16 protein-coding genes are annotated in these 13,030 nt (G+C 53.3%); 12 read left to right on the forward strand and 4 right to left on the reverse strand.

The window, feature by feature from the left end:
* Positions 1 to 60: 60 nt before the first annotated feature.
* The 6 genes from J2S31_RS09105 (at position 61) to J2S31_RS09130 (ending at position 4,444) form a co-directional block, all read left to right on the forward strand.
* On the forward strand, positions 61 to 234 hold the full coding sequence (locus tag J2S31_RS09105; RefSeq protein WP_237098774.1) for a hypothetical protein: 174 nt from the start codon (positions 61 to 63) through the stop codon (positions 232 to 234).
* Between the two features lie 312 nt (positions 235 to 546).
* Positions 547 to 753 (forward strand): hypothetical protein, encoded by a 207-nt coding sequence (locus J2S31_RS09110; RefSeq protein WP_237098775.1) that lies wholly within the window; start codon positions 547 to 549, stop codon positions 751 to 753.
* Between the two features lie 208 nt (positions 754 to 961).
* Positions 962 to 1,261: a hypothetical protein gene (locus J2S31_RS09115; protein ID WP_237098776.1), complete on the forward strand. Its 300-nt coding sequence runs from the start codon at positions 962 to 964 to the stop codon at positions 1,259 to 1,261.
* Positions 1,262 to 1,371: 110 nt separating this feature from the next.
* Entirely contained in the window at positions 1,372 to 2,670 is a 1,299-nt protein-coding gene (locus tag J2S31_RS09120; RefSeq protein WP_237098777.1) for a porin, read from the forward strand.
* Between the two features lie 113 nt (positions 2,671 to 2,783).
* On the forward strand, positions 2,784 to 3,626 hold the full coding sequence (locus J2S31_RS09125) for a metal ABC transporter substrate-binding protein (protein WP_237098778.1): 843 nt from the start codon (positions 2,784 to 2,786) through the stop codon (positions 3,624 to 3,626).
* Positions 3,623 to 4,444 (forward strand): metal ABC transporter permease, encoded by an 822-nt coding sequence (locus tag J2S31_RS09130; RefSeq protein WP_237098779.1) that lies wholly within the window; start codon positions 3,623 to 3,625, stop codon positions 4,442 to 4,444. Before J2S31_RS09125 ends, J2S31_RS09130 begins: the two co-directional genes overlap by 4 nt.
* Positions 4,445 to 4,494: 50 nt before the next feature.
* Here J2S31_RS09130 and J2S31_RS09135 read toward each other — a convergent pair whose 3' ends face one another.
* From J2S31_RS09135 to J2S31_RS09145, 3 genes are all read right to left on the reverse strand, one after another.
* Complete coding sequence (locus tag J2S31_RS09135) at positions 4,495 to 4,701, reverse strand: cold-shock protein (RefSeq protein WP_237098780.1); 207 nt, start codon at positions 4,699 to 4,701, stop codon at positions 4,495 to 4,497.
* 179 nt (positions 4,702 to 4,880) lie between these two features.
* Positions 4,881 to 5,303 (reverse strand): hypothetical protein, encoded by a 423-nt coding sequence (locus tag J2S31_RS09140; RefSeq protein ID WP_237098781.1) that lies wholly within the window; start codon positions 5,301 to 5,303, stop codon positions 4,881 to 4,883.
* A gap of 78 nt (positions 5,304 to 5,381) precedes the next feature.
* A complete protein-coding gene (locus J2S31_RS09145; RefSeq protein WP_237098782.1) occupies positions 5,382 to 6,080 on the reverse strand; it encodes a formylglycine-generating enzyme family protein in 699 nt (232 codons plus the stop codon).
* A gap of 119 nt (positions 6,081 to 6,199) precedes the next feature.
* On the opposite strand from J2S31_RS09145, the gene J2S31_RS09150 reads away from it, so the two are divergent.
* The 4 genes from J2S31_RS09150 to J2S31_RS09165 all read left to right on the forward strand — a co-directional run bounded on the left by J2S31_RS09150 (position 6,200) and on the right by J2S31_RS09165 (position 8,212).
* On the forward strand, positions 6,200 to 6,562 hold the full coding sequence (locus tag J2S31_RS09150) for a hypothetical protein (RefSeq protein ID WP_237098783.1): 363 nt from the start codon (positions 6,200 to 6,202) through the stop codon (positions 6,560 to 6,562).
* Between the two features lie 5 nt (positions 6,563 to 6,567).
* Positions 6,568 to 7,284 (forward strand): hypothetical protein, encoded by a 717-nt coding sequence (locus J2S31_RS09155; RefSeq protein ID WP_237098784.1) that lies wholly within the window; start codon positions 6,568 to 6,570, stop codon positions 7,282 to 7,284.
* Positions 7,285 to 7,381: 97 nt separating this feature from the next.
* Positions 7,382 to 7,870 (forward strand): hypothetical protein, encoded by a 489-nt coding sequence (locus tag J2S31_RS09160; RefSeq protein ID WP_237098785.1) that lies wholly within the window; start codon positions 7,382 to 7,384, stop codon positions 7,868 to 7,870.
* 96 nt (positions 7,871 to 7,966) lie between these two features.
* The gene (locus J2S31_RS09165; protein ID WP_237098786.1) at positions 7,967 to 8,212 is read left to right on the forward strand and encodes a hypothetical protein; all 246 of its coding nucleotides are present in this window, start codon (positions 7,967 to 7,969) and stop codon (positions 8,210 to 8,212) included.
* Between the two features lie 39 nt (positions 8,213 to 8,251).
* Here J2S31_RS09165 and J2S31_RS09170 read toward each other — a convergent pair whose 3' ends face one another.
* Positions 8,252 to 8,620 carry a response regulator gene (locus J2S31_RS09170; protein ID WP_237098787.1) on the reverse strand — a complete coding sequence of 123 codons (369 nt, stop codon included), beginning with the start codon at positions 8,618 to 8,620 and terminating at the stop codon, positions 8,252 to 8,254.
* Between the two features lie 134 nt (positions 8,621 to 8,754).
* On the opposite strand from J2S31_RS09170, the gene J2S31_RS09175 reads away from it, so the two are divergent.
* Together J2S31_RS09175 and J2S31_RS09180 are read left to right on the forward strand one after the other, a co-directional pair.
* Positions 8,755 to 9,291: a DJ-1/PfpI family protein gene (locus J2S31_RS09175; protein ID WP_237098788.1), complete on the forward strand. Its 537-nt coding sequence runs from the start codon at positions 8,755 to 8,757 to the stop codon at positions 9,289 to 9,291.
* A gap of 254 nt (positions 9,292 to 9,545) precedes the next feature.
* On the forward strand, positions 9,546 to 12,245 hold the full coding sequence (locus J2S31_RS09180; RefSeq protein ID WP_237098789.1) for a hybrid sensor histidine kinase/response regulator: 2,700 nt from the start codon (positions 9,546 to 9,548) through the stop codon (positions 12,243 to 12,245).
* The last annotated feature ends 785 nt before the right edge of the window (positions 12,246 to 13,030 follow it).

Raw genomic sequence — 13,030 nt, forward strand, 5'->3', positions numbered from 1 at the left:
AAACAGGAGGGGGGGAATCGCCTTCAGTTCAGGCAAATACCGCGAAAGCGGTTGCGGTTCATGTGGGACTGGATGACCCGCAGGACAGGCGAAGGCACCTGCTGGGGTGCGGGACTGGATAAACCATCCCGAATTTTCAGGGATTCCGCCAAAGTCAGCGGCTTAGCCCAAAAAGCTTTATCCCATAAGGGTTTTGGTGATTTCGCGTTCATGAGTTTCAAGAAAACAGGTTGAGAATCGGTCCAAATTCTTTAGGTTTAGATTCAAAAAATAACCGTTTGTTTCGCCCAAATCAAGCCTTTCGATAAAATTTTTGGGCCCTCCCCTTTGGTTCCCCGTCCCGCGGATTATCCCCTCTCAAGATTAAAATTTTTTAATATTGCTTTAACCCTTATTTAATTCTCAATCCTTATCATAACAATAGAAAAAAGGGGGGACTTCTTCTTCCGTCCCAATCAAAACCATCATCAACCCGGTAATCGCCGGTGGCATTCTCACCGGAAAAAATAAATCAGGCTCCGCCCACCCTAGCTGAAGGAGGTAATCATGTTGTATCCGGTTAAAGTCTTCGGTCGTAACGGAAAATTGAAAAGAGAGGTGCCCACCCAGACCCTCAGCAAAAAATACTGGGAAAGCTTTTTCGACCCGGAAAAGAAAAACCTCCAGATCAAGCCGAAAGACATCAATCGCAAACTGCTGAACGAAATGTACGGTGGGCTGGAATACGAAGACCACTTTTACAGCGAAGATTGATTTTATCCCGAGTCCGTATCCTGCCAAGGACAGGACTCACTCCTCCCCAGACGCCAGACCCCTCTCTTCCTGAGGAAGAGAGGGGTTTCTTTTTTTGAATGCCGCTCTGCCTGCCACCCCAATTCTGATTTTTTTCATTTAATTTGAATCCTTGCCTTGGGGACTGCATCCTAAGCGCAACCCGGATGAACCGGCAAAGGCGATCTTCATGACGGCAAACAGCCCCATTCACAATCGAAAAATCCTGTGGACCGCCCTTCTGGCCCTGTGCTTCACGGCCATGGTGGCCTTCTCCCCCATCCTGCACAACCATGAGTTTGATCTGGATGAGGTCCACCAAGACTGCTCTCCCTGTCATTTTTCGCAATCGCAAACGGGGTTGATCCCCATCCTCGCGCCGCTGACCACGGACTTTACCCTAGTCTCCCGGGTCGCCTTTTACCAGACATCGCATCCGCAACCCGTCTCCACCCTTCACTCCGGCAGAAGTCCTCCCTTTTTCTCCTGAACCATTCAGGTTTTTGATCCAAGATCATTCACCTCAACACCCGTGCCACGTCCGGCAGTCCCGGGCGCGTGGTGCCGTGCGTGTTGCCCTCAAATTCAGGAGCTTTTTAGATGAAACCGCTCAAAATTTCCATGTTCGTGTGGAGCGCGTGCCTGCTGGCGAATTCCGCCTGGGCGCAGGATACCGGCACCCATCCGGAAACGTACAAGCTGGAACAACAGATCAAGCGGCTGGAACGCCGCATCAAGAAACTGGAAAAACAGCCCGCGGGGCCCGTCGCCCCACAACAGGCGCCCGGGCAAAAGCCCACAGGCACCACCACGCCCGGACTTTACCAGAACCTGCCGCAAGGCACGGGAAGCTCCGCCGACTCCTCGTTTTCCACCGCCACGGGGTTGTCGCGGTTTTTCAATCCCGCGATTTCGGTCAACGGCCTGTTTCTAGGCCAGTACCGCTCCATCGGCAACGCCGATCCCGGTAATGAAGACTCGACCGGACTCAAGATCCAGGAAATGGAACTGCAGTTCACCGCCAACGTGGACACCTATTTGCGCGCCAACTTTCGCGTCTCGTTTGAAAACGACGAGGTCGAGATCGAAGAAAGTTTCGTCGATGTGTTTCTAATGGACCGGCTGGCCTTGCGCGCCGGACAGTTCTACGCCAACTTCGGCAAGCACAACCTCCTGCACACCCATCAGTTCCCGTTCATCGATGCGCCGTTGATCAACGACGTCACCTTCGGCGACGAAGCCCTGCTTGAGATCGGCCTGGGAACCAGTTATCTTGTTCCGGTGCCGTGGTATTCGGAGGCGATCTTCCAGTTCGTTCAGGGCGACAATGAAAATCAGTTCAACGCACCGCTGAACGACGACTTCGCTTACCTGTTCCACTGGAAAAACCTGTGGGACGTGGACGAAGAAACCACGCTGGAGCTGGGAGGGTCCTTCGCCACGGGACGCAACGAAGCGGGAGCCCAGTCCGGGTCCGGCCGCGGGCGCACCAACCTCGTGGGGGGCAACATGACGGTCAAATGGAATCCCGCCAAGCGGTCCCGTTACAAAACGCTCATCTGGCAAACCGAGTACATCGGCTCGTTTCAGCAGACCGGCACCAACCCCGCCACCGGCGTGGCCAACCCGGACTTGAACCGCGGCGGCATGTACACCATGTTGCAGTACCAGTTTCTGGAACGCTGGTGGGTGCAGGGACGGTATGATTACGTCGGCTTCCACCAGCCGCAACATTTCGACGATCAATACCGGTGGTCCGGGCTCATCGGCTATGTACCGAGCGAGTTCTCGGCCATCCGCCTGCAATACAATTATCTCGATCAGGGATTCTCGGAAGAACAGCAGGTGCTCCTGCAATTGAACTTTTCGATGGGTTCTCACCCTGCACACACTTACTGAGGATGCCGATGCAAACAAACCACCGCACACAATCATGCAGGCGTCCGGGTTATGCGGCAAGCATCGCGATCGCACTCTTTTTCCTGGTGGGTGCCGTCCCGGCCCACGCCACGATGAAAATTGTCACCACCACCGAGGACCTGGCTTCTCTTGCACGCGAGGTGGGCGGCGGGCATGTGGAAGTCGCGAGCCTCACCCGGGGCTATCAGGACTCGCATTTCGTGCAGGCTAAGCCGAGTCTCATGCTCATCCTGCACGACGCGGACCTTCTGATCTACCAGGGGCTGGATCTGGAAGTCGGCTGGTTGCCGTTGTTGATCCAGGGCGCGCGCAACTCAAAAATCCGGTACGGCGAACCCGGACTGCTCGACATGTCCCTGGCCATCGATCCCATCCAGATTCCGACGGGCCCGGTGGACCGGTCGATGGGCGACGTGCATCCCTTCGGCAACCCGCACTACACGCTGGACCCGGAGAACATCAAGCCCATGGTGTTTCTGCTGACAGATCACCTGATCCAACTCGACCCGGCACACGAAAGCGATTTCACCGCCAACCGCGACCGGTTTGTAAAACAGTTTGAAGGCAATTTGGCGCAGTGGAAACGCATCATGCAACCCGTAAAGGGCGCGCGGCTCGTCACCTACCACCGCACATGGGATTATTTCCTTCAGCGGTTCGGCATCGAATCGATCGGCACCGTGGAAGTCAAACCCGGTGTGCAACCCACTCCCGCTCATCTGGCGGAGCTTGCGGCAAAAATGAAATCGCAGAAGGTTACGGTTATCCTGCAAGCCAGCTATTACCGCCTGCGTTTTTCCGAACTGCTCGCGGAAAAAACCGGAGCGCGCATCCTCAGTCTGCCTCCGGGTGTGGGCGGCGTTCCGGAAGCACGAACCACCATCGACTTCTTTGAGTTTCTGGTTGGCAAAATTTACGGAGCCCTTCAACCATGAGCGGATTCCTCACTTTCATGGCCGCCCCCGCGGTGGGTTGTGTCATCCTGGCGCTCGTCTTTACTTACTTCGGCCTGCACGTTTTGAAGCGCGAGGTGATCTTTGTCGATTTATCTCTCGCACAATTGGCGGCGCTGGGCGCGACGCTGGGTTTCGCCCTGGAGTGGGACGCGCACTCCTGGGGTGCGCAGGGACTCTCTCTGCTGTTCATTCTTATGGGGGCGTTGTTCTTTGCGCTGGTGGAATACCGCTTTCCCGAGGTGTCGCAGGAAGCGGTGATCGGCATCGTGTATGTGGTCGGCGCGTCGCTCGCCATCATCATCGCCGATCGCGCACCGCACGCCGCCGAGCACATCCGCTTCATGCTCAACGGGTCGATTTTGTGGATCACCTGGACGGGTGTCGTCACACTCGCGGTGACGGCGGGCGGAGTGGGCCTGCTTGCATGGAAGTGGCGGAAACCGATCGAGACCTGGTTCGACCGCAAATCGGCCAACGCCCGTTCCTACAGCCGCGCCCTGTGGGATTTTGCGTTTTACACACTGTTGGGGGTGGTGATTGCCGCCTCGATCAAAACCGCGGGCATCTTTCTCGTATTCACCCTGCTCATCATCCCGGCGGTATGCGCCACGTTGTTTGCAAAAACTTTCAACCGGCAGTTCGTGCTGGGATCTTTGATCGGAAGCGGGGGAAGCCTGTTGGGACTCGCCTTGTCGTTTTCCCTCGATGTGCCGACCGGCGCGATGATCGTCGCGACTTTCGGAGGACTGTTCCTTCTGGCTCTGGCGGCGCGCTGGTTTCAAAACAATCGGGCATAAAAAAAAGCGGGGCCACAGCCCCGCTTTTATCATCGCCGCCACCGCGTGAGTCAGAGTTCCTTCTTCAACACATTGGAAGCCTGCGGTCCCTTGGGACCATCGCTGATTTCAAACTCCACATCCTGCCCCTGGGTGAGTGACCGATAACCCTCCTCTTGAATCGCTGAGTAGTGAACAAAAATGTCTTTTCCTTCTTCAGACTGGATGAATCCATAACCCTTTTTGTTGCTGAACCACTTCACTTTTCCTATCGGCATAACAACCCCCCTGAAAATCTTTAAATCCAATTCCCTTATAACAGGTATTCAAAGGCTGTCAAGACTTATCCGTTATCGGAAGGCGGGCTTTGGGACTTCAACCGAGCGGAAAAAAGGCAGGCAAAAAAGTCGTTAAAATTCAATAAAAACAAACTAGCCCAATTGGGGTAGAGAAATCTTTATTTATTTTTTGCGCGCAACTCGGCTTCGAATTGCTCGCGTTGGATTCGCAGTTTTTCGAGGAACTGGTCCACGCCGCCATACTCTTTTTCGTAGTGGGCGCGGATGGTTTCGACCGTTTCGATGGTGTCGGAGTTTTCCCCGACCAGGCATTTGCCATGACGGTCGCAGGCCCAGATCGGATAATCCTTTTCCACCTTGTCGCGCAGGTCTTCGGGAATGTTTTGATGGTGCGGCAGGTTGGAATAACTGGCATCCACCCGCTCTTCGATGCGGTCCAGTTCCTTGACCAGGTCTTCGATGTGCTCGCCGTCCCAGTCGCCGACATGCTCGTCTCCATCGGCGGACATGATGCGGTTTTTGATGGCGGGGTCGATCTCGACCTTATCCAAAGAAAATCGGCGCTGGTGTTCGGAAGGCATAACGCTTTCTCTCCATTGATTGACGGTGACGGTATGCCAAAAACCGTACACCATTTGCCGTAAAATCGAAACCTCAAATTACCGTTCCGGCTTTACCCCGGAACCCACCGAACGGGCGATACGAAAGCCAAGGATGTAATGGCGGTGGCCGGGAGGCCCGCGGTAGCGGGTGGCGGAGCGCACATAAGTGACGAGGTTGGTCACCGCGCCGCCTCGGCGGGTTTTGAAGCGGCCGGTTTCCGGTCCCCTGGGATTGTCGCGGGGGCTTGTGGCATAGTACTCCGGATCGTACCAGTCGCTCACCCACTCCCACACATTTCCCAACATGTCATACAACCCGAAGGGGTTCGGCTTGCGCGTGCCGACGGGGTGTGTCTGAAACCCGGCGGAGCCGTAGTACCAGACGTAGGCATTGTCGATTTCATCGCCCCAATAGTAACGCGTGGTGGTGCCGCCCCGCGCGGCGCGTTCCCATTCCGCCTCCGTGGGCAGGCGGTAGGCGCTGGTGTTTTCGGTCTCGTTGAGCTTTTGGATGAACGCCACGGCGTCGTTCCACGAGATGCGCTCCACCGGACGGCGGGGTTCCCGGTATTTCGACGGATTCTCTCCCATCAGTTTTTGGTACTGTTCCTGCGTCACCTCATAGCGCCCGATATAAAAATCGCCGACGCACACTTCATGCGCAGGCCGCTCGTAATCATAGCCCCGGTCGTCGCCCATGACGTAACATCCGCCGGGGATGCGCACCAGTTCGATGCCGGTGGAAGGGGAAACCATCTCCTCCAGTTGGACCGGCTCCGCGTGTGCCGCGACTGCAGCGGCGAAAGCGAACCACAACCCCAAAAGGCAATGCAAAGCGGATTTCATTTGATGGAGGGGTCGGAGGCGGCGAGCCGATGGCGATTGCATTATCGAAGGGCTTCGGTTTCGGGTTTGGGGGTCCGTTCAAAAAAGAACCGATTTTAACAGATGGCGGTGAGCCGGGTCACCTGCTTTGGCGGCAAAGCCGGCCTGCCCTCGCCATAAAATCGTTTCGTATCTGCAATATCCCCATAAGCTTTTTTGAAACGTTTTGTATGTATTTTAAATGGAAGTTGTCCGGGTTGCCCCGGCTCTGGCAAAGATTCATTTTTATGAAGTTCATTATGAAAATAATTTCAAAGTTTTCCCGCCCCGGCGCCGCATCTGCCCCATTTTTGCGCTATGCGGTGACTTTTGATTTCGATATGATGGCCGCAAAACAACCGCTTTCCAGGTAGGGATCATGTTCGTTCGTTTTCCTTTTTCACCCGGTTCCGGTACACCCCATACCCGCCAGGCAGGTTTTCTGCCCTGGCTTGTGGTGATCCTGCTTTTTCCCTCCATTGCCTTCACCGCTCTGCCCCGGCAAAGCAAGTACCATCAGTTCGGCGGCACCACCCTGAGCGTTCCCAACGGTTATAAAGTCAACGAATGCACTCAGATCCGCAGTCAGCTTTTTCGTAAACAGAACACCAGTTCCATTCCCGTAACGCAGGTGACGGAAAGCACATGCGAGGCGGACATCGAGGTCACCCTTCCGGATGTGAACGACGCATTACAGCACTTTGACCTGGTGATTGAGGTCAACAAGGGCGAGCGCTGGGAGCACCTCGACACCATTCCCATCACGGGCTTTCCGCGCGACATGTTCAAAGCCTTTCGCGAATGGGCGAAGGAACACAAGCTGATGGTGGCCGACAGCGAGGGCAAGCTGGAAGCGTTTTTAAAGGAGCAGGAAATTCCTTACACGAGCGCGTTCGGTTTCGAGCCCCCTTCCCCCCGGGCCATCATGAAGGTCGGCAAGCGGGAGTATGTGTTCAACGAAATCGAAACGCCTTTCCCAAAGATATGGATCAAGGACAACCAGGTGATCTTCGAACTCCGCTTTCTCGACCAGTTGTCCACCAACCCCCTGGCGCAGAAAGAACTGCTTCAGGTTTTGAAACAGGACATGAATTGAGCCCTCCACCAGCCCTCCCCTTCGCAAACACCTATCGTTTCTTTTATTTTTTTGCGAAACTGAATTCGTCGATGGAACTGAATCGCAATGGAGGAAGATGAGAACGGCCGGCCAGGGAGCGAAGGCGTTTGCCATATGGGGGGCATTGGGATTTTTACTGGTTCTGCCCCTGCTGTTTATTGACTGGAAGGATTCCCCCGCCTACCCGCGTCTGGAGCAGGCGGTGAAGGTGGTGCGCTATCTTTCCGCGCCGCGCCAGGTTTCCCGTTCCTCGTTTTCCGCCATGTTCCCCGACCAACGGCCTTCGGAGTTTGTGAAATGGATGTTCTCCACTCCGGGCAAAGCGAGTTGGCCGCCTATGGAAGATGGCCACGAGGATGAGGTCGAAGCGGCCAAATCCCTCCGCATCCCAATGATCCCGAAAGACACCCTGATCCTGCCGGGGCAACCCCACCTCAACAAGACCGGACGCCAGCTGGTGGTCAAGGCGGACGACCCACGCGGATTGCTGGTGGTCGAGGGCTATTTCGATTCCCGCCACCCGCCGGTGTTCACCCAGGAGATTCCCTTCAACCCGCCGAAATGATCTCCCCTCATTCACTTGACAAAAAGAGGGATTAATGGAAACAATTCGGAATCCTGTCGTTTCGGGAACTTTGAATCGTCTGATCGGGAGTTGGTAATGAAAAAGTATGAGATCCACAGTGTGTGCGACGCCTGCGGCGACCTGCACCCCACCCGGCACCATGTTCTGCTGGAGAATGGTCCGGATGAAACCAAAAGCGTGGAGGAAATTTGGAAAGGAGAAGGCCTGCCGGCGGATGTGAAAAACGTGATGGCCAACCCGTTCCAGTGCCCCACCACAAAATCCTTCATCAAGCAGGAGGAAGCGGACCAAGTGTACCTGGTTCCCCTGTCTTACACCTGACACGGCAGGTCCAGTTCGCCCCCGTCAGGGTATCAAGGCTCAGGACTTCAGATGACGGCTCACCATTGTATCGAGTTGATTCAACTCGATGGGCTTGTGGAGGACCTCGGTGGCTCCCTGTTTTATACATTCCTCCGCACCTTCCAGATAGGTCTGGGCGGAGATGATGATCACCGGCGTGGTGGTGTCGATCTCGCGAATGCGTTTCAACATCTGGCAGCCATCCATGATTGGCATACGGATATCTAAAATGACGAGAGTGGGTTTGGATCGAAAAAATTTTTCCAAGCCAACCTTGCCATCTTCGGCAGTTTCCACTTTGTAGTTCATCACCTTGAAAAATTCACTCAATATCTGGCAACTGTCGCGATCATCATCGACAATGAGAATCAGGTTGCTTTGTTCCATGCCACCCCCATAAAGAAACAGAATGAAAAATTATCGGCAGCTCGAATACAAAGAGTACCTGAAAAAGACCCATTTCAATAGAATGAAAAGCGTTTTCAGACTAACCATATATATTTCAAAATTTTGAGACAATCATGCCCCTGACCGGTAAAAACATCCTCATCATCATGCCAAACAACCAGTTCAACGAACAGCAATTGCATGGTTTGCTGGATGCCTTGAAACCCACCGGCGCCAGAGTGGTGGTGTTATCGAAGTCCGGCCGGGAGGCCGTGGGCATGGAGCGGGAGCGGTTCACCCCGCAGGGCGCAATCATCGACTGGAACAAGCAGGAAGGTGTTTTCGGGAAATACCATGCCATCGTGCTGACGGGCGGCAAGGGAGCGGCCAAGTCCTTATGGAACGACCCCATCGTGCCGCAGATCCTGGTGGATCATCACCGTGCGGGGAGCGTCCTCGCCGCCGTGGATTCCGCTATTGTCGTGCTGGCGCGGGCATCCCTGCTTCAGGGACGCGCCGCCTCTCCCAGCGACCCCGCGGCAATGCAGGAATTGAACAACCAGGGCGTGTTTTGTGAAGATGAAGCCTTGCTGGCCGACGACCGGATTCTGACAGCACGGGACGGCTCCGCAATGCAACCTCTGGTTGAAAAACTCATATCCACTCTGTAGGCAGATGCCAGGTTTCTTTTTTAATCAATTCACGCCGAATCCCTCCACTGATCGCTGTCCACATACACCAAGTGACTTCAGCCTCTTTCAACCCACTCCGCTCAATACCATTGCGAGTGATATCGGATATTCTAAAATAATTGCGTTGAATAATTCTTGGTGCCTCCGCCAGGAATGAATTGAAATTGACTTTCCTTTTTCACCCCTTAAATTGGTTTTAGAGCAAGGTTATTAATGATGCCCTCTGATGCCTTATGAGTCTAAAACAAAAGGTCAATCTATGTATCATCATTGTCTGCATCATATTCGGCCTATCCTTTTTTTTCTTCATCCTGCGCTTTGAAACGGTTCTCCAAACCCGCATCGGTTCCGAGCTTCATGATCTGACCGAAGGTGCCATGGACGCCATCGACCGCAGTCTTTTCCTGCGGATTGAGGAGGTGGAACTTCAACTCCTCGATATGTCCACCGATCGCTTGTTTGAACAGTCGAACCAGAAATACGCGTCCATGTCCGACCGGGAAGGTTTTATCACCAAGGTGAATGAAGCCTGGGAAAACGGATTGGACACCCCGGAAATCCGCAGTATTCTTCTCAACCCGCTCTCTCGCGAATTCGAAAATAAAATTCAGTTCCTGAACAATAAATTCAAGTTTTATGTGTTCAGCGAGATATTCGCAGTCAATCGCTACGGAGTCGTCATGGGAGCCTACCCGCGCACGGCCGATTTTTATCAGGCGGACGAAGCGTGGTACCAAAGAGCCGTCCAGAGTCAAAGCGGCCTTTCCTTCGGGGATGTCCACTACGATAAAAACGCCAATGCCCACATCCTGACTATTTCCAAAAAAACAACAGATGATAAAGGGCGGTTTGACGGGCTGGTCCGGGCAGAGCTGAATGTGAAGCTTTTTGAAGAAATTCTGGATGACGTGCGGAAAAAATCGGAACTGAAAAGCCTGAAATATTTTTTGCTCAACAAAAACGGAGAAACCCTGGTCCTCGGAGCCAATGGTTTGGCTCCAAAGTCCGCCAGCCTGGCCGGGAGTTTTGGGGAAAAGTTTCCCTATTGGGAGAAAGTGCAGGAAGCCCTGAAAACGGGCCGTCCCTTTATATATGGCGATACCCGGTACGGTCCTTCCCTGACCGCCTTTGCTTCTTCTGACGGCTGGCAGGATTTTAAAGGATTGGGATGGAACCTCGTCTTAATGGTGGACCGCGAGGAAGTGCTGGCGCCGGTCTCGGACTTGAAAACCCAGCTGGTGGGGGGACTTTTATTATTGGCCCTCATTCTGGCGGTCTCCAGTGGTGCCTTCATGCGCTACACCTTGCGGCCCATCGAACATCTGACCCGGCAGGCGGAAGCCATCAGCCGCGGTAACTGGGACATAGGGCTTGCGGTGAATTCCAATGACGAGGTGGGACAACTCGCGCGTTCCTTCAACCGCATGGCCACCGTGATCAAAAAAAATCAGGACGAACTGGAAGAACAGGTTATTGAGCACACGCGAAGAGCCTTCCAGGCGGAAAAACAGGCGAAGGAAGCGAAGCAAATGGACGACGCCAAAAGCCTGTTTCTGGTGAACATGAGCCACGAAATCCGGACGCCGCTCAATGCCATACTCGGTTACAGCCAGATCCTGAGACGTGGGACCAACCTCACTGACGATCAAATAGAAAAAATAAATATGGTGTACCGGTCCGGAGACCACCTCCTCGCGCTCATCAATGACATCCTGGACGTGTCCAAAATCGAAGCGCGCAAGGAAAACCTGGACCGCCATGAGTTCAACCTGTCCCACCTGATCAATCAACTGGCGGAGGTCACGCGCGTGGACTGCCAGCAGAAGGACATCCAGTTCAGGCTGGAAGCATTTCCCTTGGATGAAGAGCGGTGGGTGTGGGGGGACGAGGGAAAAATCCGCCGGGTGTTGGTCAAACTGCTGAGCAACGCCACCAAGTTCACCGACCGGGGTGGGGTGCTGTTCCGCGTCACGCCAAAAGCAAACGAAGAATTCCTGTTTGAGATCATCGACACCGGCCCCGGCATCCCGAAGGAGGAATACGCCTTCATTTTTGAGCCTTTCCACCAGGGCCAGGCCGGGCGTAAGAAAGATGGCACCGGCATGGGGCTCACCATCGCCAAAAGGCTGGTGGAAATCATGGACGGCCAACTTAAATTTGAAACCAAGCTCGGCAAGGGAACGCGGTTTTACTTTTCTCTAATCCTTCTGCATGCAGAAAGAAAAGTGAACGTCGACATGATGCTGGAAGACATGGAGACGCAGATGGCGGGCTCTCCCCTCATCCAGGCCCTGCTGGTGGACGATAACACCGCCAACCTGGATATTCTAAAGGAATTGATCTCCACTCTTGGCGCTGAGGTGCAAATGGCGGAGGGCGGAGAGGAAGGATTGAAACTGATCGAAAGCTGGAAGCCGGACATCATTTTTCTCGACCAGCACATGCCGGGCATGACCGGCTCCGAAATGATGAAACGGATTCATGACAAATACGGCAAGGAGCGATTCAAAATCGTCATGACCACTGCCTCCACCCTGACCCACCAGACCAAGGAATTTTTAAAGGAAGGTGCCGATGCGGTTTTAAGAAAGCCGGTGGTCTATGAGGAGCTTTTGACCATCACCCGGAATTTGTTGAAGGACAAGTTTGCGGTCGAGAAACCCGGTCCCGGAACTGCCCCCGCCAAAGCGACGAAAGAGGCTTTCCCCGTGAAGCTGGATTACCAGGCCATCACCCTCCCCCACGCCTTGTGGTCCAAGCTGGAATACAGCGCCCGTATGGGTCTGTTCCTGGACTTCGAAAAGCACCTCAGTAAATTGAAAGGCCTCGGACCCAAAGAGGCGGAACTCGCCGACCGCTTGTACAAGCTGAGCCGGCTGTTTGAGTCTAAAAAAATTCAGGATATCCTGAATAAAGTCAGACATGACGAATAAAGTTTAAATTTGCGGCATTACCAAACCCATTTCGTGTCCCACCCTGTCGTCCATTCCCTGCCACCCAAGCTTGACAAGTTTAAAGCTATTCGCTCCAAAACCTTTCCCCGCATTTATTGTTGAAAAAAATAGAGTTAGAAGGCCTGTGGCCTGCCCATATCCATGTAGTTGGCTACATCCCAAGTATCTTTTCAACGTCTCTCAATCCGGAGACGCGCTATAACTGTATATTCTGTATTCAGAGTCTCCCGCCCTCACAGCAACTTTTTCTGTCTAAATATCACTGTAAGTTACTATTTTTTAATTACCTTTAGGTAAAGAATAAAAATTTTTACAAAATTTCGGCCTTCTAAATATTTTTCTTTTTGGCTATATTTTTTTACGGTATTCTTGATTTTATTGGCTTTATTGATTGGAATCATTCAAATTGAAAAAGGCTTATTGAATATGCACGCAATTCTCTCGGGGGGGGGTAGAGAACAGAAAACAAAAACTTAATTTTTGATCATCAACATAGCGGCATCTTTTCCCTGAATAAGTCGAAACTGGTTGAGCATGTGTCACTTAATAGTTCCAGGTTGCTGAAATTGAGGTCATTAGAGCCTTCCATCATCCTTATGGAAGCGGTTCATTGGTCAAGCAAGTTTCAAAGGCACGGGCTATGAAGGGAATTTCACGAAAAATAAAGGCGCGGCCAAGTCCTTTCAGATATTCCCGGCTTGCAACCTTGGCAAGCGGGTGTTTTTTTCATTTCGTCAAATGCTGGAAGAATTTTAATTTTGACA

The organism is Nitrospina gracilis Nb-211, assembly GCF_021845525.1.
In the GTDB taxonomy this organism is placed as follows: domain Bacteria; phylum Nitrospinota; class Nitrospinia; order Nitrospinales; family Nitrospinaceae; genus Nitrospina; species Nitrospina gracilis_A.